The organism is Burkholderia stabilis (assembly GCF_001742165.1).
GTDB classification, from domain to species: Bacteria; Pseudomonadota; Gammaproteobacteria; order Burkholderiales; family Burkholderiaceae; genus Burkholderia; species Burkholderia stabilis.
This window is the reverse complement of sequence record NZ_CP016442.1, coordinates 2,416,240-2,442,225: the sequence shown is the minus strand read 5'-3', so window position 1 is coordinate 2,442,225 and position 25,986 is coordinate 2,416,240. Positions and strand designations below refer to the sequence as shown.

Genomic DNA, 25,986 nt, shown 5'->3' with positions numbered 1-25,986 from the left:
CACAGACGCTGACTTTTTACTGCTGGTGCCCATGGGCAGGATCGAACTGCCGACCTCTCCCTTACCAAGGGAGTGCTCTACCACTGAGCCACATGGGCGCTTTTTCTGCGCTTCAACTTCACGGTCTGGAGCGGGTGAAGGGAATCGAACCCTCGTCGTAAGCTTGGAAGGCTTCTGCTCTACCATTGAGCTACACCCGCACGGGCTACCAACGATTCCCTACCGCTCTTTCAGCTGATGTTCTTGGTGGAGGAGGTTGGATTCGAACCAACGTAGGCGTAAGCCAACAGATTTACAGTCTGCCCCCTTTAGCCACTCGGGCACCCCTCCGTAGAGAACTGACGATTATGGGGGTGCATCGCACTCCTGTCAAGCACATCCGGAAGATTATTTTCACTCTCTTCCCGAACCCTGCTCACCTACCGATCTCCGCCCTCGCCCGGCTAAGGCAAGCACGAGATTTACTGATCGGCGCCACATCTTCGTCAGACTCCGTTTTCAGCACTGAACTTCATCTGCGCTGAAAACGAAAGACCGCCATCATACGGCCTCTTGCACACAATGCCAAGTGGGTAGGCATAAATTTCGCAAATTTCGTGCCGGGCGGCTTCGACGATCCTGTTTTCAGTGTTTTTGAAGGCTCCGGTTCGACGACTCGCGAAAGGCCGCGACTTCACGATCCGCACCGCAGAATCGCCCGACTGTGACCGAAGGACGATACCCGCGATGGGGTTTCGCAAGCACCAGGCGGTCACGCCGGTCTCTGGGCTGAATTCGTGGCCGGCCCGACATGCTTGCCGGCGCCGACTTCAGCGGAATGCGCGATACCATCCCGAATCGCTTTCTGGCGTCCCGCACGAATCCTCATGCGTTTGCTCTTCAGTTGCGTTGGCCTCCATCGCTTTGACCGCAAATTCCGCGGGGCGACAGAAGCGCTGCGGCGCTCGAGTGCGATCGCGGCCATCCGTCAGCAGGCACTGGCCAACGGTCAAGCACCGGGACTTCCGAAGGCAGCCGCAGTGCTCGCAGCGTAAGACACGCTGAAGCCGGCTCTTGATGCCGGCCGCATCGGTTTCGCACGCGGCGGTTCGTTCGTGGCACACCCCATGAGTAACGATGCGACGGCGTATACGTGGCAGCTCAGCGATGTATCCGCCTACCTCACGGCCGCAAATGCCAGCAACGACGCACCGCAAGATGGACCCGACAGCCAGGCCTGTCTCGACGTGTTGCAGCCGTTGCTTGGCGCCGACATGCGCCCGCTCCCGGGGTTGCCTCGCACTCTCAAGGCGGCCATCTCGTAGAACGTCCGGCGGCGCGGCGCCAATTGCGCCTCACCCTCGTGCGAACCAACCAACGTCAACATTTGGTCGGCCTATTGCAGCGAGTCCGCTGCGTACGGACGAAACTCCGTGTGCCCGTACGTCGCCTGCCTCGTTCAGCTGAGCGCGGACGCCTGCGTCGGGTTCGACTCAAGAGCCTTCGGTGCGCCCCATACGTCCGAAGACGCCGACGAACTGGCATGCGACGCTCAATCGTCGACGTCTGCCAGACATTGCCCGGCGATGCTCGCAATGACTCGAGGCCAAAGCCGGGGCACGACGCACCGGTTTCCGCCGGCTGAGCACTCCGCGCTCGCCGATCTGAGTGCCGCGTGCACGGTGCGATCGATCGGTGTCGATGCGGGCGGCACAAGCTTCGCGTTAGTGGGCGAAGGGCGAGATTGCTTCGGCAGTACAGTCTATTCGCTCATCGAGGAAATCTACGTGTTATGAGACGGCAAGCCCACGGTCATCACAAGGAACAGAGCGGATTTCTGACCGCCCCCGCTCTACGAGTTCACATACGTCCCTATTGGTCCGGCAGCCAGGGCTTTCTTGTAGCTGAACACGCGCCCGTTCGCTTCGAGTGAGCTGTTTTGGAGAAGATGCCGAAAATAAGAAGAAAGATGGCGATTGATAGCAACACGAAATCTTAGCGGAAGCATCTCGGCTGCTTGGTGCTGCTTGGTTTCAATGGGCGGCGATCGTTCAGAGCTTGTGACAAAAACACGTCGAACGCGAGGCACACGATACGCCGCATTCGATCGTATGAGCAGTAGATGCGGTGACCTCGGTCACGGAATGATGATCGTGATTTTGATAGAAGATGCGCTCAATACGCCAATGAACGGAACCAGATGGCAATCATTGAGCGGCAGGGTAACGCTCCGCCAGGCTACCCTGCATGACGAGAAAATTCATGTCCGAATGGTGGCAGGGAGCAGTTGCTGAGCGCTTGGTCCACCGGTTACCGACCAGACGACTCTTGCTTCGAACAGAGGGGCGTTGTGACCTGCTCCCCGTAAACCGGGCCAGTCGGAATCTAGTAAAGTCCGTTTTCGGAGAGGAAGACGGACATGAAGAAGCGCTTTTCGGAAGAACAGATCATCGGCTTCCTGAAGGAAGCGGAGGCGGGCCTGCCGGTGAAGGAGCTGTGCAGGAAGCATGGGTTCAGTGACGCCTCGTTCTACACGTGGCGCGCGAAGTTCGGCGGCATGGAGGTGTCGGAAGCCCGTCGGCTCAAGGAGCTGGAAGCCGAGAACGCGAGGCTGAAGAAGCTGCTGGCCGAGGCGATGCTCGATATGGAAGCCCTGAAGGTGGTCGTGAAGGGAAAGCCCTGAGCCCGCAGGCCAGGCGCGAGGCGGTCGCGGCGATTCGGCAGAAGGTCAATGTCTCCGAGCGCCGTGCCTGCCGGCTTGTCGGGCTTTCGCGCAGCGTGCTGCATTATGAAGCGCAGCCGGACCACGAGAATGAGGCGCTCAAGGCGCGCCTCATCGAGCTGGGGCACCAGAGGCGGCGTTTCGGCTATCGGCGGCTACACGCGCTGCTGGCGCGCGAAGGAAGGCACGTAAACCACAAGCGCGTGCACCGGCTGTATCGCGAGGCCGGACTGGCCGTGCGGCGCCGGCGACGGCGCCACGGCGTGATGGTCGAGCGCGAGCAGCTGGCTTTGCCGAGTACGCCGAACGAGGTGTGGTCCCTCGATTTCGTGATGGACGCATTGTCCAACGGGCGTCGCCTGAAGTGCCTGACCATTGTCGACGACTTCACCAAGGAAGCGGTCGAGATCGTGGTGGACCACGGCATCTCGGGTCGGTATGTGACGCGCGTGCTGGACCGGGTGGCGCGCTTCAGGGGCTACCCGAAAGCGTTGCGCACGGACCAGGGACCCGAATTCACGAGCCGCGCGCTGGACCAGTGGGCCTACGCCAACGGCGTGACGTTGAAATTGATTCAGGCGGGCAAGCCGACGCAGAATGCGTACATCGAGTCGTTCAATGGCAAGTTTCGTGACGAGTGTCTGAACGAGCACTGGTTCACGACGCTCGCCCACGCCCGGGCCGTGGTGTCGGCATGGCGCCGGGACTACAACGAGGCACGGCCGCACAGCGCATTGAACTACCAGTCGCCGGCCGAATTCGCGGCGAAGCATCCGGCACCAGTAGGCGCTCCTGTCTTGCAGGAGCATGTTTGAACAGGACTTTACTAGAAGCTCCGTGGCCCTATCGAAGGGGGCAGGTCAGTTGGGTGTCAGTCACGCCAGCCCCCGTTACCGTTACGCAGTTGACCTGGGTAGTTCGAGCGCGTCTCGCGGACCTCGCGAATGGCGGGTTCTGATCTGAAGGTAACGTCTGAAAGGAGCGACTTGGAAGAAGGGCAAAGACCGAGCGGCCCTCCTCTGGCGCGTGCATTTCCATCGCTGAAATGCAAAAACCCCCGCCTGGTTGGGCGGGGGTTTCTGGCTTAGGGAGCCTGACGATTACCTACTTTCACACGGGAATCCGCACTATCATCGGCGTAGAGTCGTTTCACGGTCCTGTTCGGGATGGGAAGGGGTGGGACCGACTCGCTATGGTCATCAGGCAAAGAGGGTTGTCGCGTTGCTTCGCAACGCAACCAATCAGGAAGAAGCAGTAATTTTTGAGGTTGTGCGTATCAGCACATCGCGGTCACTCAACCGCTGTCTGTAAAACAGACTTGTTATAGGATCAAGCCTTACGGGCAATTAGTATCAGTTAGCTGAACGCATTACTGCGCTTACACACCTGACCTATCAACGTCCTGGTCTCGAACGACCCTTCAAGGGGATCTAGTCCCCAGGGATATCTCATCTTAAGGCGAGTTTCCCGCTTAGATGCTTTCAGCGGTTATCTCTTCCGAACATAGCTACCCGGCGATGCCACTGGCGTGACAACCGGTACACCAGAGGTTCGTCCACTCCGGTCCTCTCGTACTAGGAGCAGCCCCCTTCAAATATCCAACGCCCACGGCAGATAGGGACCAAACTGTCTCACGACGTTTTAAACCCAGCTCACGTACCTCTTTAAATGGCGAACAGCCATACCCTTGGGACCGGCTACAGCCCCAGGATGAGATGAGCCGACATCGAGGTGCCAAACACCGCCGTCGATATGAACTCTTGGGCGGTATCAGCCTGTTATCCCCAGAGTACCTTTTATCCGTTGAGCGATGGCCCTTCCATACAGAACCACCGGATCACTATGACCTGCTTTCGCACCTGCTCGACTTGTCGGTCTCGCAGTTAAGCACGCTTATGCCATTGCACTATCAGCACGATTTCCGACCGTACCTAGCGTACCTTCGTACTCCTCCGTTACGCTTTGGGAGGAGACCGCCCCAGTCAAACTGCCTACCATGCACTGTCCCCGACCCGGATCACGGGCCAAGGTTAGAACCTCAAACAAACCAGGGTGGTATTTCAAGGACGGCTCCACCGAAACTAGCGTTCCGGTTTCATAGCCTCCCACCTATCCTACACAGATCGGTTCAAAGTCCAATGCAAAGCTACAGTAAAGGTTCATGGGGTCTTTCCGTCTAGCCGCGGGTAGATTGCATCATCACAAACACTTCAACTTCGCTGAGTCTCGGGAGGAGACAGTGTGGCCATCGTTACGCCATTCGTGCAGGTCGGAACTTACCCGACAAGGAATTTCGCTACCTTAGGACCGTTATAGTTACGGCCGCCGTTTACCGGGACTTCAATCAAGAGCTTGCACCCCATCATTTAATCTTCCGGCACCGGGCAGGCGTCACACCCTATACGTCCACTTTCGTGTTTGCAGAGTGCTGTGTTTTTATTAAACAGTCGCAGCCACCAGTTTATTGCAACCCCTTCACCCTTTGCCCGCAGGGGCATCAAGCTACAAGGGCGTACCTTATCCCGAAGTTACGGTACCAATTTGCCGAGTTCCTTCTCCCGAGTTCTCTCAAGCGCCTTAGAATACTCATCTCGCCCACCTGTGTCGGTTTGCGGTACGGTCATCGTTAGACTGAAGCTTAGAGGCTTTTCTTGGAACCACTTCCAATTGCTTCGCTCCCTAAGGAGCTCGCGCCACACCCTTGAATTCCGCGCCCGGATTTGCCTAAGCGCCTTCTCCAATGCAGCGACCGGGACTTCCAACACCCGGACAACCTTCCGCGATCCGTCCCCCCGTCGCATCTAACAATGGTGCAGGAATATTGACCTGCTTCCCATCAGCTACGCATTTCTGCCTCGCCTTAGGGGCCGACTCACCCTACGCCGATGAACGTTGCGTAGGAAACCTTGGGCTTACGGCGAGGGGGCCTTTCACCCCCTTTATCGCTACTCATGTCAGCATTCGCACTTCTGATACCTCCAGCATCCCTTCCGAGACACCTTCGCAGGCTTACAGAACGCTCTCCTACCATGCGAGCATAGCTCGCATCCGCAGCTTCGGTATATAGCTTAGCCCCGTTACATCTTCCGCGCAGGACGACTCGATCAGTGAGCTATTACGCTTTCTTTAAAGGGTGGCTGCTTCTAAGCCAACCTCCTGACTGTTTTAGCCTTCCCACTTCGTTTCCCACTTAGCTATATTTGGGGACCTTAGCTGGCGGTCTGGGTTGTTTCCCTCTTGACACCGGACGTTAGCACCCGATGTCTGTCTCCCGTGATTGCACTCTTCGGTATTCGGAGTTTGCTATGGCGGGGTAATCTGCAATAGACCCCCCAACCATGACAGTGCTCTACCCCGAAGGTGAGACACGAGGCACTACCTAAATAGTTTTCGGAGAGAACCAGCTATTTCCAAGTTTGTTTAGCCTTTCACCCCTATCCACAGCTCATCCCCTAACTTTTCAACGTTAGTGGGTTCGGACCTCCAGTACGTGTTACCGCACCTTCATCCTGGCCATGGATAGATCACTTGGTTTCGGGTCTACGCCCAGCAACTGAACGCCCTATTCGGACTCGCTTTCGCTACGCCTGCCCTATACGGTTAAGCTTGCTACTGAACGTAAGTCGCTGACCCATTATACAAAAGGTACGCCGTCACCCCTTACGAGGCTCCGACTGTTTGTATGCATGCGGTTTCAGGATCTATTTCACTCCCCTCCCGGGGTTCTTTTCGCCTTTCCCTCACGGTACTGGTTCACTATCGGTCGATCACGAGTATTTAGCCTTGGAGGATGGTCCCCCCATCTTCAGACAGGATTTCACGTGTCCCGCCCTACTTGTCGCACACCTAGTTCTTTCATACTGTTTTCGCCTACGGGGCTATCACCCGCTATGGCCGCACTTTCCAAAGCGTTCGGCTAACAATACAAATAAAGAGTGCAAGGCTCATCCCATTTCGCTCGCCACTACTTTGGGAATCTCGGTTGATTTCTTTTCCTGCGGTTACTTAGATGTTTCAGTTCACCGCGTTCGCTTCTCATGGCCTATGTATTCAGCCATGGATACTCCAAAAGGAGTGGGTTTCCCCATTCGGACATCTACGGATCAAAGCTCGTTTGCCAGCTCCCCGTAGCTTTTCGCAGGCTACCGCGTCCTTCATCGCCTGTGATCGCCAAGGCATCCACCACATGCACTTGTTCGCTTGACCCTATAACGAGTCTGTCTCTCCGACAGTCGTTACAGGTTGAGTTTTCGCGTTGTGCCGTATTCCAATTGAGTCAAACATAGAGTTCGAATCATCTTGAGATACATCGATACAATCACAACCCGGATAACTTTCACGTCCATCTCAAGACGCTTCCGCTATCCAAATTACTTACTTCTTCCAGATTGTTAAAGAACGACAGCCGATATCTTTTGATATCACTCTGACTGGCTCAATCGCCAATGGCAAATGCTCGTCTCACACGTCACTTTCGTGTGATCCAAACGCTTCCCATTGAAGATTGGTGGAGGCAGACGGGATCGAACCGACGACCCCCTGCTTGCAAAGCAGGTGCTCTCCCAGCTGAGCTATGCCCCCATGAGTACAGATTCCTCAGGTACTACCGCCAGACAAGACAATGGTGGGTCTGGTTGGATTCGAACCAACGACCCCCGCCTTATCAAGACGGTGCTCTAACCGACTGAGCTACAGACCCCTGAGTCTGTCTTTAATTTACAGCCGATAAGCGTGAGCGCTCAACTTTGCGAGATAGCTCTGGAAAGGAGGTGATCCAGCCGCACCTTCCGATACGGCTACCTTGTTACGACTTCACCCCAGTCATGAATCCTACCGTGGTGACCGTCCTCCTTGCGGTTAGACTAGCCACTTCTGGTAAAACCCACTCCCATGGTGTGACGGGCGGTGTGTACAAGACCCGGGAACGTATTCACCGCGGCATGCTGATCCGCGATTACTAGCGATTCCAGCTTCATGCACTCGAGTTGCAGAGTGCAATCCGGACTACGATCGGTTTTCTGGGATTAGCTCCCCCTCGCGGGTTGGCAACCCTCTGTTCCGACCATTGTATGACGTGTGAAGCCCTACCCATAAGGGCCATGAGGACTTGACGTCATCCCCACCTTCCTCCGGTTTGTCACCGGCAGTCTCCTTAGAGTGCTCTTGCGTAGCAACTAAGGACAAGGGTTGCGCTCGTTGCGGGACTTAACCCAACATCTCACGACACGAGCTGACGACAGCCATGCAGCACCTGTGTATCGGTTCTCTTTCGAGCACTCCCACCTCTCAGCAGGATTCCGACCATGTCAAGGGTAGGTAAGGTTTTTCGCGTTGCATCGAATTAATCCACATCATCCACCGCTTGTGCGGGTCCCCGTCAATTCCTTTGAGTTTTAATCTTGCGACCGTACTCCCCAGGCGGTCAACTTCACGCGTTAGCTACGTTACTAAGGAAATGAATCCCCAACAACTAGTTGACATCGTTTAGGGCGTGGACTACCAGGGTATCTAATCCTGTTTGCTCCCCACGCTTTCGTGCATGAGCGTCAGTATTGGCCCAGGGGGCTGCCTTCGCCATCGGTATTCCTCCACATCTCTACGCATTTCACTGCTACACGTGGAATTCTACCCCCCTCTGCCATACTCTAGCCTGCCAGTCACCAATGCAGTTCCCAGGTTGAGCCCGGGGATTTCACATCGGTCTTAGCAAACCGCCTGCGCACGCTTTACGCCCAGTAATTCCGATTAACGCTCGCACCCTACGTATTACCGCGGCTGCTGGCACGTAGTTAGCCGGTGCTTATTCTTCCGGTACCGTCATCCCCCGGCTATATTAGAACCAAGGATTTCTTTCCGGACAAAAGTGCTTTACAACCCGAAGGCCTTCTTCACACACGCGGCATTGCTGGATCAGGCTTTCGCCCATTGTCCAAAATTCCCCACTGCTGCCTCCCGTAGGAGTCTGGGCCGTGTCTCAGTCCCAGTGTGGCTGGTCGTCCTCTCAGACCAGCTACTGATCGTCGCCTTGGTAGGCCTTTACCCCACCAACTAGCTAATCAGCCATCGGCCAACCCTATAGCGCGAGGCCCGAAGGTCCCCCGCTTTCATCCGTAGATCGTATGCGGTATTAATCCGGCTTTCGCCGGGCTATCCCCCACTACAGGACATGTTCCGATGTATTACTCACCCGTTCGCCACTCGCCACCAGGTGCAAGCACCCGTGCTGCCGTTCGACTTGCATGTGTAAGGCATGCCGCCAGCGTTCAATCTGAGCCAGGATCAAACTCTTCAGTTCAAACCTGTTACTGTTTTCGGTTCTGTTAAGAACCGGTCGCTCACTCAAAGCTGACAGGTATATGAATTGCTTCATAAACCTGACTTACTTTAGTGTGAGACTCTTGATACTTTCGCTTTCTGATCCGAAGATCAGCTCGCTTCCATCAAGCGCCCACACTTATCGGCTGTTAATTTTTAAAGAGCATTTCTGCGAGAAACCGTTGATTTCTCAGCAGCGCCGCGTTTTCAGCAGCAGAGAAGCGAGATTATGAACCGTGTTTCGCAGTTCGTCAACAACTTTTTAACTACTTCGTTGCGACTGCGGGGCCCATCTTCCTGCGCCAGCCGCGCGCCTGACCTGCTGCGCACCACCGACTTCGCTTCCCCTTCCGCACCGCGTTTCCGTTAGCGCGAAAGAGGCGTGATTCTATGCACCGCGCACCATCCGCGCAAGCCCCTTTGTGAAAATATTTTGAAAAAGCCCCCGTGCGCTGCCGCGCACGGGGGCTTGGGGCTCGGTGGGCCAGGGAGCTTCGCTGGCTTGGTGACCGCCGGCAGCATGCGCGCTCTATATATAGAGCGCGCGTGACATCACTTACCGCCCACGGCAGCCTGCAACTGCTCGATCTGCACCGCGTCGGCCATCGCCGCATAACCTGCGTCGCTCGGATGGATGCCGTCGCCGCTGTCATATCGGCGCTGCAGTACGCTCGGGCGCGCCGGATCGCGCAGCACCGCATCGAAGTCGACCACACCGTCGAACCCGCCACCGCTCCGGATCCACCGGTTCACCTCGAGCCGTATCGCCTCGCGTCCGGCCGGCAACCCGGCCGGCGTGAGCGTCGCGCCGAAGACCTTCACGCCCTGACGGTGCGCCACCTCGATCAGCCGGCGATAGCCGTCAATCAGCGACGCAGCGGTCACCTGCGTATGCGGGTGATCGCAATCGAGCCCCGCGCGCGGCGGCATCGCCGCGAAATTGATGTCATTGATCCCGATCAGCACGATCGCCGCCTTCACGCCCTCACGCGACAGCGCATCCCGTTCGAACCGCGACGCCAACGACGTGCCGTAGCACGCAGAATCACTGAGCAGCCGATTCCCGCTGATGCCGAGATTCACGACACCGACCGAATCCGCGCCCGACGCCGTCAGCCGACGCGCCAGCGCATCCGGCCAGCGGCGGTTCCGGTTCAGGCTCGAGCGCAGGCCATCGGTGATCGAATCGCCGATCGCCGCCACACTGGCCCGCGCGGAACCGGCTTCGACGGCCAGCTCGGTCACCCACGCATATTGGGTAAAACGGGTGCGGAACACGGCGGCGTCCGGATCGCTCACGTGATCTCCCGGCGCCGATACATAGTTGAACTGGTTCGACACGCGGTGCCAGACCGTCATCCGTTGGTTCGGTCCCATCTGGAGGCTGACCGCATACGGCCGGCCGGCCGTCACGTCGATCGCCACCGGATCGCTTTCGAGTTCCTGGCCCGGTGCGAGCGTCGCCGAGGCCTTACCGCCGAACCGCACCGGCACGGCCGCACCGCCGGCGAGCGCCGCACCGTCACCGGCGCGCGCGAGGCTCGCTGCCTCGACGACCAGCGGCACACGACCGTATGCGTTACTGACACGAATCCGCGCGGCCCGCCCCGACACCGTCGGATAGACGATCTGGCGCACGGTCCGCCCTGCCACGTCGGGCGCACGATAGAGCGGCGGCGGTGCGGCAAGGTCGGGAATCGGCTGCAGCGCGGTCGCCCACGCGGCCACCCATCCGGCCGGCGCAGCCGATGCCGCGAGCGGCGATACGAAAACGGCCGCACCCAGCACGGCCGTGGCGATACTGCTTCGGAATGACATCGGCAAAATCCTCATCGGAAAGCGGGCATTGTGCCGCAGAAGACGCGGAACCCACGCGCGGGACCGCGCTCGCACCGTTCGATCCCACCCCGACGTCCCTCGTTTACCCGCGTCTCACGGCAAATCCGCAAGAAATTTATTAACCGACCGGTCGGTTGGTTTATACTTCGCACACATTCAACCGGACGAGAGCCTCGCCATGTACACGCAATCCCTCGACATCCCCGGCAACGTCGCGCCGCTGGACGCCGCAGCCGAGTCGCCCGAGCAGGCGCGGTTCGATGCAGTCATGGCCGCGGACGGCAAGATCGAACCGCAGGACTGGATGCCCGACGCCTATCGCAAGACGCTGGTTCGCCAGATCTCGCAGCACGCGCATTCGGAAGTCGTCGGCATGCTGCCCGAAGGCAACTGGATCTCCCGCGCGCCGAGCCTGAAGCGCAAAGCGATCCTGCTCGCAAAGGTCCAGGACGAAGCCGGCCACGGCCTCTATCTATATAGCGCAGCCGAAACGCTCGGCGTTTCGCGCGATTCGCTGATCGACGCGCTGCACGCCGGCAAGGCGAAATACTCGAGCATCTTCAACTACCCGACGCCGACCTGGGCCGACGTCGGTGTGATCGGCTGGCTGGTCGACGGCGCCGCGATCATGAACCAGATCCCGCTGTGCCGCTGCACGTACGGCCCGTACGCGCGCGCGATGATTCGCGTGTGCAAGGAAGAGTCGTTCCACCAGCGCCAGGGTTTCGACGCGCTGCTGTCGATGATGAAGGGCACCGACGCGCAGCGCGCGATGGTCCAGCAGGCCGTGGACCGCTGGTGGTGGCCGGTGCTGATGATGTTCGGCCCGAGCGACGCCGATTCGGTCCACAGCAGCCAGTCCGCGAAATGGGGCATCAAGCGGATCTCGAACGACGACCTGCGGCAGAAGTTCGTCGACGCGACGGTCGACCAGGCGAAGGTACTCGGCGTGACACTGCCCGACCCCGACCTGAAATGGAACGAAGCGCGCGGCCATCACGACTACGGCACGATCGACTGGGACGAATTCTGGCGCGTGGTCAACGGCGACGGCCCGTGCAACAAGGAACGTCTCGCGACCCGCGTGAAAGCGCACGCGGATGGCGCCTGGGTGCGCGAAGCCGCGCTCGCGCACGAAGCGAAGCGCCGGGCCCGCGCCGAACAGCACGCCGCCTGAGCGGCAACCCTCGAATTCAGGAATCAGGAGAAAGTGATGAACAAGGAATGGCCGATCTGGGAAGTGTTCGTGCGCAGCAAGCAGGGCCTCGACCACAAGCATTGCGGCAGCCTGCACGCCGCCGACGCGACGATGGCGCTGCGCATGGCGCGCGACGTCTACACGCGCCGCCAGGAAGGCGTGAGCATCTGGGTGGTGCCGTCATCGGCGATCACCGCGTCGGACCCGAACGAGAAGGCCGAGCTGTTCGAACCGGCGGGCGACAAGATCTACCGCCACCCGACGTTCTACACGCTGCCCGACGAAGTCAACCACATGTAACGCCCGCGCCATGACGATCACGCCCGAACACCTCTCCTACGTGCTGCGCCTCGCGGACAACGCGCTGATCCTCGGTCAGCGCAACGCCGAATGGTGCGGCCACGGCCCGATCCTCGAGGAAGACATCGCGCTCACCAACATGAGCCTCGACCTCATCGGCCAGTCGCGCATGCTGTATTCGCACGCGGCCGAACTCGAGCGCCAGCTCACCGGCGCGACGAAGACCGAGGACGACTACGCGTACTTCCGCACCGAGCGCGAGTTCGCGAACTTCACGCTCGCCGAGCTGCCGCACTACGGCCCAATCGCCGGCACCGCGCACGCCGACAAGGACTACGCGGTGACGATCGTGCGCAACTTCCTCTACGCGGCGCTGATGCTGCACGTGTGGAGCGCGCTGGAAACGTCGACCGACCCGCAGCTCGCCGCGATCGCCGCGAAATCGGTGAAGGAAACCCGCTATCACGTGCAGCACGCACGCGAGTGGCTCGTTCGTCTCGGCGACGGCACCGACGAATCGCACCGCCGCGCGCAGGACGCGCTCGACTACCTGACGCCGTACACGAGCGAATTCTTCGCGGCCGATGCGATCGACGACGCGATCGCCGCACCGGGCATCGGCCCGGCGCCCGCCGCGATCGAAGCCGCATGGCGCGCGGACGTGGACGATGCGCTCGCGGAAGCGACGCTCACGCTGCCGGCGCCCGTCCAGCACGTGACGACCGGCAAGCAGGGCGAGCACTCGGAGCACATGGGCTACCTGCTCGCGGAAATGCAGAGCCTCGCGCGCCAGCACCCCGGCGCAAGCTGGTAACCGGCCGACGCCACGGAGCCCGACGATGTCCGTCCAGACCGCCGCCCCCGCCAACTCCGCGCCCGCCGTGCGCCACGACGACCCGCTGCTCGCCCGCGCATGGGACGTGCTCGAAGCCGTGCCCGACCCGGAGATTCCGGTCGTGTCGATCCGCGAGCTCGGCATCCTGCGCGACGTCCGCCGCGCGGACGACGGCCTGCTCGAAGTCGTGATCACGCCGACCTACTCGGGTTGCCCGGCGATGTCGCAGATCGCCGAGGACGTCGCCGCGGCGCTGCAGGCCGCCGGCCTCCCGCCGCATCGGATCGAGACGGTGCTCGCGCCCGCGTGGACGACCAACTGGATCACGCAGGAAGCGCGCGACAAGCTGCGCGCCTACGGCATCGCGCCGCCGGTCGGCCAGTGCGGCAGCGCCGCGCCGCGGGAGAACGTCGTGCGTTTCATGCCCCGGCCGGTTGCAGCACCCGCGTGCCCGCGCTGCGGCTCCGCCCGCACCGAACGTCTCGCGCAATTCGCGTCCACGGCCTGCAAGGCGTTGTATCGCTGCGTCGACTGCCGCGAACCCTTCGACTACTTCAAACCTTACTGATCATGGCGACCCCGCAATTTCATCCGCTGCGTATCCGCGACGTGCGGCCCGAGACCGCCGACGCCGTCACCGTCTCCTTCGACGTGCCGCCCGAGCTGCGCGACGCGTACCGCTTCACGCAGGGCCAGTTCGTCACGCTGAAGACCCACATCGACGGCGAGGAGACGCGCCGCTCGTATTCGATCTGCGTCGGCACGACGGACTACGACCGCGACGGCGAACTGCGCATCGGCATCAAGCGCGTGCGCGGCGGCCGCTTCTCGAACTTCGCGTTCGACTCGCTGAAGCCGGGCCACACGATCGACGTGATGACGCCGGACGGCCGCTTCTTCACGCACCTGAACGCCGATCACGGCAAGCAGTACGTCGCGTTTTCCGGCGGCTCGGGGATCACGCCCGTGCTCGCGATCGTGAAGACGACGCTCGAACTCGAACCGCGCAGCACGTTCACGCTGATCTACGGCAACCGCAGCGTCGACGCGATCATGTTCGCGGAGGAGCTGGAGGACCTGAAGAACCGCTACATGAACCGCTTCGTCCTCTATCACGTGCTGTCGGACGACCTGCAGGACGTCGAGCTGTTCAACGGCGTGCTCGACCAGGAGAAATGCGCGGAATTCCTCGACACGCTGACGCCGGCCGACGCGATCGACGAGGCGTTCATCTGCGGCCCCGCGCCGATGATGGACGCGGCCGAAGCCGCACTGAAAGCGGGCGGCGTGCCGCAGGCGAAGGTGCATGTCGAGCGCTTCGGCACGCCGCTGCCGCAGGCCGGCGCGCCCGTCGTCGAGATCACCGACCAGACGCCGGCCGCCGACCTGGAAATCGTGCTCGACGGCAAGAAGCGCAAGCTGCGCCTGCCGTACGAAGGCGTCAGCCTGCTCGACGTCGGCCTGCGCGCGGGCCTCGCGCTGCCTTACGCATGCAAGGGCGGCGTGTGCTGCACGTGCCGCGCGAAGGTGATCGAGGGTGAAGTGCGGATGGAGAAGAACTACACGCTCGAGGAACACGAAGTGAAGGACGGTTTCGTGCTCACGTGCCAGTGCCACCCGATCAGCGACAAAGTCGTCGTGAGCTTCGACGAACGTTGAGCGGCATCGCGTCGCGGCGCCGGACGGTTTCTCGCCGTCACACATCTCGCTTACACTAGGGGCCGCCGGCCGGCTGGACATCGCAACGTCCGCCCGGCCGGCGGTTTTCTTTTGTTGACGACAGGCCGATGAGTACCATTCATGTGATTCAGGGCGGCACCGCCGCCGCGTCGCTGCGCGAGGCACTCGCGCAAGCCGGGCGCGACGAGCGCGTCGTCGGATTGCTCGACGATCTCGGCGTCGGGCCGCTCAAGGGCGCCGACGAGACGCCCGACACGCGCGCCGCCTTCTGGCAGCGCGTGCTCGGCGACCAGATCCCCGACTGGAACGCGGAAATCGGCGACGAGTTCGCGCGCCTCGACCAGCTCGCGATGGATACCGGCCAGGTGGTCGTGTGGCATGCGCCGAGCGTCGGCGACAAGCTGCTGCTGCGCCGCGTCGCCTACCACCTGCGCAACGTCCCGCAGCGCCTGAACGAGGTGCGGCTGTCGGCCGCCGACCTCGACACCGCGCAGCGGGCGTCGCTGTCGCGCACCGACCAGGCGTGCTCGACCGGGATGTTCTCGCCTGCCGAGCTGGCGCGCAAACGACCGGTAGCCGCGCCGATCTCGGTGCTGCGCATCGGCCGCCTCGCGCTCGAATGGCAGGAGGCGAAGCACCATAACGCCGAACTTCGCTACTGGGTCAGCAACACGATCAAGAGCGGCCACTACGCCGATCTCGACGCGCTGATCGTCTCTCGCGCCGCAACCGACTGGCTGCCTGCACGGCGCCTCGTCGGCAGCATCATGGCCGACGCCGACCGCGGCGGGCTGTTCGTCAGCGACTCGATCGCCTGGTGGCGCTGCCGCGAGCTCGCGGCAGCCGGCCGGCTCGAGGTGCAGGACGACGCGCCCGCCGCCCTCTCTTCCACGCAGGTGCGCGCGGCCCGCACGGCAGCCACGCACCGCTAATCTTCCGCATTCGACCATGGCCCGTACCCGAGCGCCCGACCACGAATCCCAGCGCGAGCAGATCCTCGATCTCGCCGCCGAGAAATTCGCGCAGACGAGCTACCCGAGCACGTCGATGTCCGATCTCGCGACCGCGAGCGGCACGTCGAAGGCACGTCTCTATCACTATTACGAGAGCAAGGAAGCGATCCTGTTCGACCTGCTCGACCGCTACACGAAACGGCTGATGCTGATCATCGCCGAGGTCGAGGGGGCGAGCCAGCGGCGCGGCCTCAGCGAGCGCGACGCGTTTGCCGAACTCGTGCGCGCGTTCCTCGCCGAATACGAGACGTCGCACAGCCGCCACGTCGCGCTGCTCAACGACGTGAAGTATCTCGAGGACGCGCAGCGGGAAATCGTGCTCGACCGCCAGCGGGACATCGTCGCGGCATTCGCGCGGCAGCTGGCGCGCGCGTACCCGGACCGCATCTCGAAGGAAAACCAGACATCGGTGACGATGATGGTGTTCGGGATGATCAACTGGACGTTCACGTGGCTGAAGCCGGGCGGCCGCCTCGGTTACCGCGACTTCGCCGAACAGGTGATCGACCTGATCGAGCGCGGGCTGACGCCGGCCTGATTGCCGCGCAGCAGCAAACGTTGCGCGACGGGCACACTGCGACCGCCTGCCACGCGTTTCATATGATGAATTTTAAATCACTTAAAAATCAAATAGATAGTGTTTTAACTAAGCGGATTTAGAATTCACCCTCAAGATGAGATACGGGTTTTCCCCAATCCGACGGGCCACACTCGGGTAAAATGCTGTTGCGTTGCACAACCCGCTGTACGGTCACATTGAGGAACCCACGATGAACACGCAATTCAACGGCCCTGCCGCAGTCGTCGGCACCGCCGGTAATGCGCCGGTTCTCGTCAGGGAACTGGCTTCCAAAGACCGTGAGCAAATGCTCACCCACTTTCTCTCGCTCGACGAAGAGGACCGCCTGCTGCGCTTCGGCCAGATGGTGCCCGACCACGTGATCGAGAACTATGTCCGCACGATCGACTTCGGTCGCGATACCGTGTTCGGCGTGTTCGACCACGACCTCGAACTGATCGGCGTCGGCCACCTGGCCTACCTGCCGGCCGAGGGCGACAAGCGCACGGCCGAATTCGGCGTGTCGGTGCTCGAAAGCGCGCGCGGCCGCGGCGTCGGCTCGAAGCTGTTCGAGCGCGCGGCGATCCGCAGCCGCAACACGCACGTGACGATGCTGTACATGCATTGCCTGTCGCGCAATGCGACGATGATGCACATCGCGAAGAAGTCCGGCATGCGGATCGAGTATGCGTACGGCGAAGCCGATGCGTACCTGTCGCTGCCGCCGGCCGACCACTCGACGATCATCGCCGAGATGATGCAGGAACAGGCTGCCGTGTTCGACTATGCGATGAAGCGCCAGGCGCGCCGCACGACGAAGTTCATCGAATCGCTGATGCCCGCCGCCCTGACGGCGTAACGTCGGCCAGCCGGGCCGCGCCTGCAGCGCGCCCGGCCTCTCCTCCTCCCCTTCCTTGCCCGGCGCGCTAGCGCACCGAACGAATCGGCAACGCCGTCGTTTCCTTGAAGCATTCGAGCGAAAAGCTCGTCTTCACGTCGATCACCGACGGGTGGTGCAGCAAATGCTCCTGCACGAAGCGGGAAAAATGCGCCATGTCTTCGACCTGCACGCGCAGCAGGTAATCCATGTCTCCCGTCATCGCGTGGCACGCGACCACTTCCGGCCAGGTCTGCACGGCTGCACGAAACAGGTCCGCATGGGTCGCACCCGCGCGCGCGGACCTCTCGTCGGCCCGCACCGGCGCCAGGCCGCCGCGCTTCTCGAGCCGCACGCTCACGTACGCGAGCAGATCGAGCCCGAGCTTCTGCGGATTCAGCAGCGCGACATAGCCGGTGATCACGCCGATCTCCTCGAGCCGACGGATCCGCCGCAGGCACGGGCTCGGCGACAGGTTCACGCGCTCGGCGATCTCCTGGTTCGACAGGCGCCCGTTCTCCTGAAGAATCGCGAGAATCCGCCGGTCGATGGCATCCAGTTCGGCTTGCGCCATTTTCTGCCCTCCATTGATTATTTAAAGACGGGAAATTGCGCCATCGTAGGCACGGGCGATTAATTTCGCAAGTTTACGCTCGCGACTGCCCGCTACACTCTGTCGCACGTACCGATCACGTTGCGCACACCGACACGTGCGCGACCGTCGACATCGAACCAGGCCGGGCATGCGCGCATCGCGCCGGCCGATCGCCCCGCACAGGAGACACGACATGCAGATCCCCAACTGGGACAACCCCGTCGGCACCGACGGCTTCGAATTCATCGAATACACGGCACCGGACCCGAAAGCGCTCGGACAACTGTTCGAACGGATGGGTTTCACCGCGATCGCGCGTCACCGCCACAAGGACGTGACGGTCTACCGTCAGGGCGACATCAACTTCATCATCAACGCCGAACCGGATTCGTTCGCGCAACGCTTCGCGCGCCTGCACGGCCCGTCGATCTGCGCGATCGCGTTCCGCGTGCAGGACGCCGCGAAGGCGTACAAGCACGCGCTCGAGCTCGGCGCCTGGGGCTTCGACAACAAGACGGGCCCGATGGAGCTGAACATCCCGGCGATCAAGGGCATCGGCGATTCGCTGATCTATTTCGTCGACCGCTGGCGCGGCAAGAACGGCGCGCAGCCGGGCTCGATCGGCAACATCAGCATCTACGACGTCGATTTCGAGCCGATCGAAGGCGCGAACCCGAACCCGGCCGGCCACGGCCTCACCTACATCGACCACCTGACGCACAACGTGCATCGCGGCCGCATGCAGGAATGGGCCGAGTTCTACGAACGCCTGTTCAACTTCCGCGAAGTCCGCTACTTCGACATCGAAGGCAAGGTGACGGGCGTGAAGTCGAAGGCGATGACGTCGCCGTGCGGCAAGATCCGAATCCCGATCAACGAGGAAGGCTCGGACACCGCCGGCCAGATCCAGGAATACCTCGACGCGTATCACGGCGAAGGCATCCAGCACATCGCGCTCGGCACGAACGACATCTACGGCGCGGTCGACGGCCTGCGCGGCAAGGAAGTGAAGCTGCTCGACACGATCGACACGTATTACGAACTGGTCGACCGCCGCGTGCCGGACCACGGCGAATCGCTGGACGAACTGAAGAAGCGCAAGATCCTGATCGACGGCGCGCGCGACGACCTGCTGCTGCAGATCTTCACCGAGAACCAGATCGGGCCGATCTTCTTCGAGATCATTCAGCGCAAGGGCAACCAGGGCTTCGGCGAAGGCAACTTCAAGGCGCTGTTCGAGTCGATCGAGCTCGACCAGATCCGCCGCGGCGTCGTGCAGGACAAGGCCTGACGCAGCCGGCGCGGCCGCCCGGGGCAAGCGGGCCGGCCGCATGATCCGGCGGCACAAAGAAAAAGGGCGGGAATCCTTCGATTCCCGCCCTTTTTGCGTTCCGGCGCGGCCCTCCGGCCGCGCGACCGGATCAACGTGCGTTCGCCTTCGACTCGATGGCGCGCTCGGCCGACGGCTGAGCGGCGGCATCCTGCGCCGGCACGATCTGACGCATCTGCGCGCCGGCTGCCGCCAGTGCGCTCGCGCCTTGCGCGCGCACCGGGCCGGTCATCGCGAAAAACGCGGCGGACACGATCAGGAAACTCTGGATATGGCGTGTGTTCATTGCACCTCCTGTAAAACTGCCGGCGCCTCCCCGAACGCGTCGAATCGAACCAACGCGGCCGGGCACCTCCGGCAGGCCGACAAGATTAATGGCATTTGGACGCAGATGGGGCCAGCTTTACATGCTTTTACATGATGTAACGCATCATTCCGCCCTGTTTTTCTGACGCAGCGCCGCAATCCACCCCGTAGCCCAACCGATGGGCGGCGGGTTTGCCCCAGTGCTACCATCACTTAAAACCGGCCAATATGCCGGCCACTGCCGACGCGTCCACAAGACGCCGGAGCAGTCGAGTTTTGGTGATCCCAAACTGGGTGGAGGAGACTGTTAATGAATGCCCCGCTAGACGCAGGCCAACGCGCGTCCCTAGAAGCCGCGCTGAAGTCCGTCACGCTTGATGACAAATACACACTGGAACGCGGTCGCGCGTACATGAGCGGCATTCAGGCCCTCGTGCGCCTGCCGATGCTCCAGCAGGAACGCGACCGCGCCGCCGGTCTCAATACGGCCGGCTTCATCTCCGGCTATCGCGGTTCGCCGCTCGGCGGCCTCGACCTGTCGCTCTGGAAAGCCAAGCAGCATCTGGCGGCCCATCAAATCGTATTCCAGCCCGGCCTCAACGAAGATCTCGCCGCCACCGCCGTGTGGGGCTCGCAGCAGGTGAACCTGTTCCCCGGCGCGAAGCACGACGGCGTGTTCGGCATGTGGTACGGCAAGGGCCCGGGCGTCGACCGCACCGGCGACGTATTCAAGCACGCGAACTCGGCCGGCTCGTCACAGCACGGCGGCGTGCTCGTGCTCGCCGGCGACGATCACGCGGCGAAATCGTCGACGCTCGCGCACCAGTCCGAACACATCTTCAAGGTCTGCGGGCTGCCCGTGCTGTTCCCGTCCAACGTGCAGGAATATCTCGATTTCGGCCTGCACGGCTGGGCGATGAGCCGCTACTCGGGCCTGTGGGTCGCGCTCAAGTGCGTGACGGACGTCGTCGAATCGTCGGCGTCGGTCGACATCGACCCGCATCGCACCGAGATCGTGTTGCCGACCGACTTCATCCTGCCGGACGGTGGCCTGAACATCCGCTGGCCGGATCCGCCGCTCGTCCAGGAAGCGCGGCTGCTCGACTACAAGTGGTACGCGGCGCTCGCATACGTGCGTGCGAACAAGCTCGACCGGATCGAAATCGACTCGCCAAGCGCGCGCTTCGGGATCATGACGGGCGGCAAGGCGTACCTCGACGTGCGCCAGGCGCTGACCGACCTCGGCCTCGACGACGAAACCTGCGCGCAGATCGGCATCCGGCTCTACAAGGTCGGCTGCGTGTGGCCGCTCGAAGCGCAGGGCGCGCAGGCGTTCGCGCGCGGCCTCGACGAAATCCTCGTCGTCGAGGAAAAGCGCCAGATCCTCGAATACGCGATCAAGGAAGAGCTGTACAACTGGCCCGACGCGCAACGGCCGCGCGTGTTCGGCAAGTTCGACGAAAAGGACGGCGCCGGCGGCGAATGGTCGGTGCCGATGGGCAACTGGCTGCTGCCCGCGCACTACGAACTATCGCCCGCGATCATCGCGAAGGCGATCGCGACGCGCCTCGAGAAGTTCGAGCTGCCGTCCGAGGTGCGTGCGCGCATCGCCGCGCGGCTCGCCGTCATCAACGCGAAGGAAATGGCACTCGCGAAGCCGCACGTGCAGACCGAGCGCAAGCCGTGGTTCTGCTCGGGCTGCCCGCACAACACGTCGACCAACGTGCCGGAAGGCTCGCGCGCAATCGCCGGCATCGGCTGCCACTACATGACCGTGTGGATGGACCGCAGCACGAGCACCTTCAGCCAGATGGGCGGCGAAGGCGTGCCGTGGATCGGCCAGGCGCCGTTCACGGACGAGAAGCACGTGTTCGCGAACCTCGGCGACGGCACCTATTTCCACTCGGGCCTGCTGGCCGTGCGCGCGGCGATTTCGTCGAAGGCGAACATCACCTACAAGATCCTCTACAACGACGCCGTTGCGATGACGGGCGGCCAGCCGGTCGACGGCGTGCTGACGGTGCCGCAGATCACGCACCAGCTCGCGTCCGAAGGCGCGAAGAAGATCGTGATCGTCACCGACGAGCCGGAGAAGTACGACGGCCAGAAGACGCTGCTCGCGCCGGGCGTGACGATCCATCACCGCGACCAGCTCGACGACGTGCAGCGCGAGCTGCGCGAGATCGAAGGCACGACGATCCTGATCTACGACCAGACCTGCGCGACCGAGAAGCGCCGCCGCCGCAAGCGCGGCACGTATCCGGACCCGGCCAAGCGCGTCGTGATCAACGAAGCGGTGTGCGAAGGCTGCGGCGACTGCTCGGTGCAGTCGAACTGCCTGTCGGTCGAACCGCTGGAAACGGAGTTCGGCACGAAGCGCCAGATCAACCAGTCGAGCTGCAACAAGGACTTTTCGTGCGTGAAGGGCTTCTGCCCGAGCTTCGTCACGGTCGAAGGCGGCCAGTTGAAGAAGCCGAAGGCGGTGTCGGTCGACGGCAGCGCGCTGCCGCCGATCCCGGAACCGACGCTGCCGGACATCGACCGTGCATACGGCGTACTCGTCACGGGCGTCGGCGGCACGGGCGTCGTGACGATCGGCGCGCTGCTCGGGATGGCCGCGCACCTGGAGAACAAGGGCGTGACCGTGCTCGACGTCACGGGCCTCGCGCAGAAAGGCGGCGCCGTGATGAGCCACGTGCAGATCTCGCACGCGCCGACCGACATCCACGCAACCCGGATCGCAATGGGCGAAGCCGATCTCGTGATCGGCTGCGACGCGATCGTCACGGCCGGCGACGAATGCACGTCGCGGATGCGCCACGACACGACGCGCGTCGTCGTCAACAGCGCGCAGACGCCGACCGCGGAGTTCATCAAGAACCCGAACTGGGCGTTCCCGGGCCTGTCCGCGGAGAACGACATCCGCGCGGCGGCGGGCGAAGCCGTCGATTTCATCGACGCGAACCGCTTCGCGGTCGCGCTGCTCGGCGACGCGATCTACACGAACCCGTTCGTGCTCGGCTACGCGTGGCAGAAAGGCTGGCTGCCGCTCACGCTCGCGTCGCTCGAACGCGCGATCGAGCTGAACGCGGTGTCGGTCGAGAAGAACCGCGCGGCCTTCGACTGGGGCCGCCGCGCCGCGCACGACCTGGCCAGCGTGAAGCAGGCCGCGGCCGGCGATGCACGCGCCACGCAAGGCGCCACGGTGATCGCGCTGCACACGAAGAAGGCGGTCGACGCGCTGATCGCGAAGCGCGTGGAGTTCCTCACCGCGTACCAGAACGCCGCATACGCATCGCGCTACGCCGCATTCGTCGACAAGGTGCGGGCAGCCGAGCGCACGCTGGCTGACGGCGACACGGTGCAGGAGCAGCTGACCGAAGCGGTCGCGCGCAACCTGTTCAAGCTGATGGCGTACAAGGACGAATACGAGGTCGCGCGGCTGCAGTCCGATCCCGCGTTCCTCGCGCGCCTGTCCGCACAGTTCGAAGGCGACTGGAAGCTGAAATTCCACCTCGCGCCGCCGCTGTTCGCGAAGGCGGACGCACACGGCCATCTCGTGAAGAAGGCGTACGGCCCGTGGATGATGTCGGCGTTCCGGTGGCTCGCGAAGGCGAAATTCCTGCGCGGCACGGGGCTCGACCCGTTCGGCCGCACCGAGGAGCGCCGCACCGAGCGCGCGCTGATCGGCGAGTACGAAGCGCTGATCGACGAGGTGACGGCCAAGCTGAACGCGGCCAACCGCCCGCTCGCGCTCGAGCTCGCGGCGCTGCCGGACGGCATTCGCGGCTACGGCCACGTGAAGGAGAACAACCTGCGCGCGGTACGCCAGAAGTGGAGCACGCTGCTTGCGAAGTGGCGTTCGCCGGCAAGCGGCCAGTCGCACCAGCAGGTCGCGTAACGGCACGCGGCGGGCGCCCGCAGTCAGGGCGCCTACCCGCACCGCCGGCGATTCGCGATAAAAAAACGCCACGGAACGCAGGTTCCGTGGCGTTTTTCATTGCGCCGCGCATCACGCGCGGCACACGCGGGCGCGAACTTACTTCGTGTTCACGTTCGCGGCAGCAACGGCCGTCATGTTGATGATCCGGCGCACGGTCGCGGCCGGCGTCAGGATGTGGACCGGCTTCGCCGCGCCAAGCAGGAACGGGCCGACCGTCACGCCTTCGCCGCCGACCATCTTCAGCAGGTTGTACGCGATGTTCGCGGCTTCGACGTTCGGCATGATCAGCAGGTTCGCTTCGCCCGACAGCGTCGTGCCCGGGAACGCGGCCTTGCGGACCACTTCGGACAGCGCGGCGTCGCCGTGCATTTCGCCGTCGACTTCCAGGCCCGGTGCGCGTTCGACGATCAGCTTGCGGGCCTCGGCCATCCGGCGCGACGACGCCGACGGCGCGCTGCCGAAGTTCGAGTTCGACAGCAGCGCGGCCTTCGGCGCGATGCCGAAACGCTCGATCTCGGCCGCGGCCTGGATCGTCATGTCGGCGAGCTGTTCGGCGCTCGGCAGCTCGTTCACGTACGTGTCGCACAGGAACAGGTTGCGGCCCGGCAGCATCAGCAGGTTCATCGCCGCGAAGTGCTCGGCGCCCTTCGCACGGCCCAGCACCTGCTCGATGAACTTCAGGTGGCTGTGGAACGTGTCGATCATCCCGCAGATCATCCCGTCCGCGTCGCCCAGGTGCACGAGCATCGCGCCGATCAGCGTGTTGAACTTGCGCATCGCGGCCTTCGCGACTTCCGGCGTCACGCCGTCGCGCGCGCCGATCTCCTGATACGCCTGCCAGTAGCGGTGGTAGCGCGCATCGTCTTCCGGATCGACGATTTCGAAATCGGTGCCGGCCTTCAGCTTCGAACCGATCTTCTGCAGGCGCATGTCGACGACCGACGGACGGCCGACGATGATCGGCTGCGCGATCTTTTCCTGCAGCACGAACTGCGCGGCACGCAGCACGCGCTCGTCTTCGCCTTCGGCGAACACGATGCGGGCCTGCTTCTTCTTCGCGGTCGCGAACACCGGGCGCATCACCATGCCCGTGCGGTAGACCGTCGCGCCGAGCTGCTCGCGGTACGCGTCCATGTCCTGGATCGGGCGCGTGGCAACGCCCGAATCCATCGCGGCCTGCGCCACGGCCGGCGCGATCTTGATGATCAGGCGCGGGTCGAACGGCTTCGGAATCAGGTAGTCCGGCCCGAATTCGAGCGAGTGGCCTTCATACGCCTTCGCGACTTCCTCGCTCTGGTCGGTTTCCTCGGCCAGCTCGGCGATCGCGCGCACGCAGGCGAGCTTCATTTCTTCCGTGATCGTCGTCGCGCCGACGTCGAGCGCGCCGCGGAAGATGAACGGGAAGCACAGCACGTTGTTGACCTGGTTCGGGTAGTCCGAACGGCCGGTCGCGACGATCGCGTCCGGGCGCACGGCCTTCGCGTCTTCCGGGCGGATTTCCGGTTCCGGGTTCGCGAGCGCCAGGATCAGCGGCTTGTCGCCCATCGTCTTGACCATGTCCTGCTTCAGCACGCCCGCGCTCGAGCAGCCGAGGAACACGTCCGCACCGACGATCGCGTCGGCGAGCGTGCGTGCGTCGGTGGTCGCCGCATAGCGCTGCTTCGACGGATCGAGGTTGCCGCGCCCTTCGTAGATCACGCCCTTCGAATCGGCGACGAGGATGTTCGACTTCGTCAGGCCGAGGTTCACCAGCAGGTCCAGACACGCGATGGCCGCGGCGCCGGCGCCCGAGCAGACGAGCTTCACTTCGGCGAGCTTCTTGCCGACGACCTTCAGGCCGTTCAGGATCGCGGCCGACGCGATGATCGCGGTGCCGTGCTGGTCATCGTGGAAGACCGGAATCTTCATGCGCTCGCGCAGCTTCTGCTCGATGTAGAAGCATTCCGGCGCCTTGATGTCTTCGAGGTTGATGCCGCCGAGCGTCGGCTCGAGCATCGCGATCGCCTCGACGAGCTTGTCGGGGTCGGATTCCGACAGTTCGATGTCGAACACGTCGATGCCCGCGAATTTCTTGAAGAGGCAGCCCTTGCCTTCCATCACCGGCTTCGCGGCGAGCGGGCCGATGTTGCCGAGGCCGAGCACGGCCGTACCGTTCGTGATGACCCCGACCAGGTTGCCGCGCGACGTGTACTTCTGCGCGTCGAGCGGATCGGCGTGGATCGCCTCGCACGCGGCCGCGACGCCCGGCGAATACGCGAGCGACAGATCGAGCTGGTTCGACAGCGGCTTGGTGGGAGTGACCGAAATCTTGCCGGGTTTCGGGTTCTGGTGATAGGCGAGAGCGGCCTGCTTCAGTTGTTCGTCCATGATTGACCTGCGAGAGACATGCGAAATTTTGACGATTTAGTACACAGCACCTTGAGCCGCGTCTGCTTGAATCGAGAGGATGGTCGACTGCGAGACGGCACGCGACGCGCCGGGTCGGCACGCCATCG

15 protein-coding genes, 5 tRNA genes and 3 rRNA genes are annotated in these 25,986 nt (G+C 62.6%); 11 read left to right on the top strand and 12 right to left on the bottom strand.

Going from position 1 to position 25,986, the window contains the following annotated elements; translation table 11 throughout:
- Positions 1-23: 23 nt before the first annotated feature.
- From BBJ41_RS11380 to BBJ41_RS11370, 3 genes are all read right to left on the bottom strand, one after another.
- Positions 24-98 (bottom strand) — tRNA-Thr (locus tag BBJ41_RS11380).
- 28 nt (positions 99-126) lie between these two features.
- Positions 127-200: transfer RNA gene (locus tag BBJ41_RS11375), tRNA-Gly, on the bottom strand.
- A 44-nt stretch (positions 201-244) separates the two neighbouring features.
- Positions 245-330, bottom strand: a tRNA-Tyr gene (locus tag BBJ41_RS11370).
- A gap of 2,068 nt (positions 331-2,398) precedes the next feature.
- On the opposite strand from BBJ41_RS11370, the gene BBJ41_RS11350 reads away from it, so the two are divergent.
- A protein-coding gene (locus tag BBJ41_RS11350; protein WP_370512851.1) for an IS3 family transposase occupies positions 2,399-3,516 on the top strand; the annotation gives its coding sequence in 2 pieces (ribosomal slippage) (positions 2,399-2,657 and positions 2,657-3,516; 1,119 coding nt in all).
- Positions 3,517-3,792: 276 nt separating this feature from the next.
- On the opposite strand, the gene rrf is transcribed toward BBJ41_RS11350, so the two are convergent.
- From rrf to BBJ41_RS11320, 6 genes are all read right to left on the bottom strand, one after another.
- A 5S ribosomal RNA gene (gene rrf / locus BBJ41_RS11345) occupies positions 3,793-3,905 on the bottom strand.
- A gap of 121 nt (positions 3,906-4,026) precedes the next feature.
- A 23S ribosomal RNA gene (locus BBJ41_RS11340) occupies positions 4,027-6,907 on the bottom strand.
- Between the two features lie 299 nt (positions 6,908-7,206).
- A tRNA-Ala gene (locus tag BBJ41_RS11335) sits at positions 7,207-7,282 on the bottom strand.
- A gap of 41 nt (positions 7,283-7,323) precedes the next feature.
- Positions 7,324-7,400: transfer RNA gene (locus BBJ41_RS11330), tRNA-Ile, on the bottom strand.
- Positions 7,401-7,463: 63 nt separating this feature from the next.
- A 16S ribosomal RNA gene (locus BBJ41_RS11325) occupies positions 7,464-8,996 on the bottom strand.
- Together the 16S, 23S and 5S rRNA genes with 2 tRNA genes alongside form the textbook arrangement of a ribosomal RNA operon.
- A 572-nt stretch (positions 8,997-9,568) precedes the next feature.
- Positions 9,569-10,834, bottom strand: a complete 1,266-nt coding sequence (locus BBJ41_RS11320) for an SGNH/GDSL hydrolase family protein (RefSeq protein ID WP_069746510.1) — start codon at positions 10,832-10,834, stop codon at positions 9,569-9,571.
- 199 nt (positions 10,835-11,033) lie between these two features.
- Between BBJ41_RS11320 and paaA the strand changes: the two genes are divergently transcribed.
- From paaA to BBJ41_RS11280, 8 genes are all read left to right on the top strand, one after another.
- On the top strand, positions 11,034-12,032 hold the full coding sequence (paaA, locus tag BBJ41_RS11315; RefSeq protein ID WP_069746509.1) for a 1,2-phenylacetyl-CoA epoxidase subunit PaaA: 999 nt from the start codon (positions 11,034-11,036) through the stop codon (positions 12,030-12,032).
- 36 nt (positions 12,033-12,068) lie between these two features.
- Positions 12,069-12,353 carry a 1,2-phenylacetyl-CoA epoxidase subunit PaaB gene (gene paaB / locus BBJ41_RS40340; protein WP_034188015.1) on the top strand — a complete coding sequence of 95 codons (285 nt, stop codon included), beginning with the start codon at positions 12,069-12,071 and terminating at the stop codon, positions 12,351-12,353.
- Positions 12,354-12,363: 10 nt separating this feature from the next.
- Complete coding sequence (gene paaC / locus BBJ41_RS11305) at positions 12,364-13,167, top strand: 1,2-phenylacetyl-CoA epoxidase subunit PaaC (RefSeq protein WP_069746508.1); 804 nt, start codon at positions 12,364-12,366, stop codon at positions 13,165-13,167.
- A 25-nt stretch (positions 13,168-13,192) separates the two neighbouring features.
- Positions 13,193-13,756: a 1,2-phenylacetyl-CoA epoxidase subunit PaaD gene (paaD, locus tag BBJ41_RS11300; RefSeq protein WP_069746507.1), complete on the top strand. Its 564-nt coding sequence runs from the start codon at positions 13,193-13,195 to the stop codon at positions 13,754-13,756.
- A gap of 2 nt (positions 13,757-13,758) precedes the next feature.
- Positions 13,759-14,847, top strand: a complete 1,089-nt coding sequence (gene paaE / locus BBJ41_RS11295) for a 1,2-phenylacetyl-CoA epoxidase subunit PaaE (RefSeq protein WP_069746506.1) — start codon at positions 13,759-13,761, stop codon at positions 14,845-14,847.
- A gap of 128 nt (positions 14,848-14,975) precedes the next feature.
- Positions 14,976-15,800, top strand: coding sequence for a DUF1835 domain-containing protein (locus BBJ41_RS11290; protein WP_069746505.1), 825 nt, complete (start codon positions 14,976-14,978; stop codon positions 15,798-15,800).
- A gap of 16 nt (positions 15,801-15,816) precedes the next feature.
- Positions 15,817-16,419, top strand: a complete 603-nt coding sequence (locus tag BBJ41_RS11285; protein ID WP_069746504.1) for a TetR/AcrR family transcriptional regulator — start codon at positions 15,817-15,819, stop codon at positions 16,417-16,419.
- A gap of 232 nt (positions 16,420-16,651) precedes the next feature.
- Entirely contained in the window at positions 16,652-17,299 is a 648-nt protein-coding gene (locus BBJ41_RS11280) for a GNAT family N-acetyltransferase (RefSeq protein ID WP_069746503.1), read from the top strand.
- Between the two features lie 67 nt (positions 17,300-17,366).
- Here BBJ41_RS11280 and BBJ41_RS11275 read toward each other — a convergent pair whose 3' ends face one another.
- Positions 17,367-17,891, bottom strand: a complete 525-nt coding sequence (locus tag BBJ41_RS11275; RefSeq protein WP_069746502.1) for an Lrp/AsnC family transcriptional regulator — start codon at positions 17,889-17,891, stop codon at positions 17,367-17,369.
- A gap of 214 nt (positions 17,892-18,105) precedes the next feature.
- Here BBJ41_RS11275 and hppD point away from each other — a divergent pair, with 214 nt between their 5' ends.
- Complete coding sequence (gene hppD, locus BBJ41_RS11270) at positions 18,106-19,203, top strand: 4-hydroxyphenylpyruvate dioxygenase (RefSeq protein ID WP_069746501.1); 1,098 nt, start codon at positions 18,106-18,108, stop codon at positions 19,201-19,203.
- A gap of 130 nt (positions 19,204-19,333) precedes the next feature.
- Here hppD and BBJ41_RS11265 read toward each other — a convergent pair whose 3' ends face one another.
- The gene (locus BBJ41_RS11265) at positions 19,334-19,528 is read right to left on the bottom strand and encodes a hypothetical protein (RefSeq protein ID WP_069746500.1); all 195 of its coding nucleotides are present in this window, start codon (positions 19,526-19,528) and stop codon (positions 19,334-19,336) included.
- A 330-nt stretch (positions 19,529-19,858) separates the two neighbouring features.
- Between BBJ41_RS11265 and BBJ41_RS11260 the strand changes: the two genes are divergently transcribed.
- Entirely contained in the window at positions 19,859-23,449 is a 3,591-nt protein-coding gene (locus BBJ41_RS11260) for an indolepyruvate ferredoxin oxidoreductase family protein (protein ID WP_069746499.1), read from the top strand.
- 138 nt (positions 23,450-23,587) lie between these two features.
- On the opposite strand, the gene BBJ41_RS11255 is transcribed toward BBJ41_RS11260, so the two are convergent.
- The gene (locus BBJ41_RS11255; protein ID WP_069746498.1) at positions 23,588-25,858 is read right to left on the bottom strand and encodes an NADP-dependent malic enzyme; all 2,271 of its coding nucleotides are present in this window, start codon (positions 25,856-25,858) and stop codon (positions 23,588-23,590) included.
- Positions 25,859-25,986 lie beyond the last annotated feature (128 nt).

Bases quoted from the DNA above. Each gene is read 5' to 3' on its own strand.
- BBJ41_RS11320 (WP_069746510.1), bottom strand. From the start codon at position 10,834: ATGTCATTCCGAAGCAGTATCGCCACGGCCGTGCTGGGTGCGGCCGTT.
- paaA (WP_069746509.1), top strand. From the start codon at position 11,034: ATGTACACGCAATCCCTCGACATCCCCGGCAACGTCGCGCCGCTGGAC.
- paaB (WP_034188015.1), top strand. From the start codon at position 12,069: ATGAACAAGGAATGGCCGATCTGGGAAGTGTTCGTGCGCAGCAAGCAG.
- paaC (WP_069746508.1), top strand. From the start codon at position 12,364: ATGACGATCACGCCCGAACACCTCTCCTACGTGCTGCGCCTCGCGGAC.
- paaD (WP_069746507.1), top strand. From the start codon at position 13,193: ATGTCCGTCCAGACCGCCGCCCCCGCCAACTCCGCGCCCGCCGTGCGC.
- paaE (WP_069746506.1), top strand. From the start codon at position 13,759: ATGGCGACCCCGCAATTTCATCCGCTGCGTATCCGCGACGTGCGGCCC.
- BBJ41_RS11290 (WP_069746505.1), top strand. From the start codon at position 14,976: ATGAGTACCATTCATGTGATTCAGGGCGGCACCGCCGCCGCGTCGCTG.
- BBJ41_RS11285 (WP_069746504.1), top strand. From the start codon at position 15,817: ATGGCCCGTACCCGAGCGCCCGACCACGAATCCCAGCGCGAGCAGATC.
- BBJ41_RS11280 (WP_069746503.1), top strand. From the start codon at position 16,652: ATGAACACGCAATTCAACGGCCCTGCCGCAGTCGTCGGCACCGCCGGT.
- BBJ41_RS11275 (WP_069746502.1), bottom strand. From the start codon at position 17,891: ATGGCGCAAGCCGAACTGGATGCCATCGACCGGCGGATTCTCGCGATT.
- hppD (WP_069746501.1), top strand. From the start codon at position 18,106: ATGCAGATCCCCAACTGGGACAACCCCGTCGGCACCGACGGCTTCGAA.
- BBJ41_RS11265 (WP_069746500.1), bottom strand. From the start codon at position 19,528: ATGAACACACGCCATATCCAGAGTTTCCTGATCGTGTCCGCCGCGTTT.
- BBJ41_RS11260 (WP_069746499.1), top strand. From the start codon at position 19,859: ATGAATGCCCCGCTAGACGCAGGCCAACGCGCGTCCCTAGAAGCCGCG.
- BBJ41_RS11255 (WP_069746498.1), bottom strand. From the start codon at position 25,858: ATGGACGAACAACTGAAGCAGGCCGCTCTCGCCTATCACCAGAACCCG.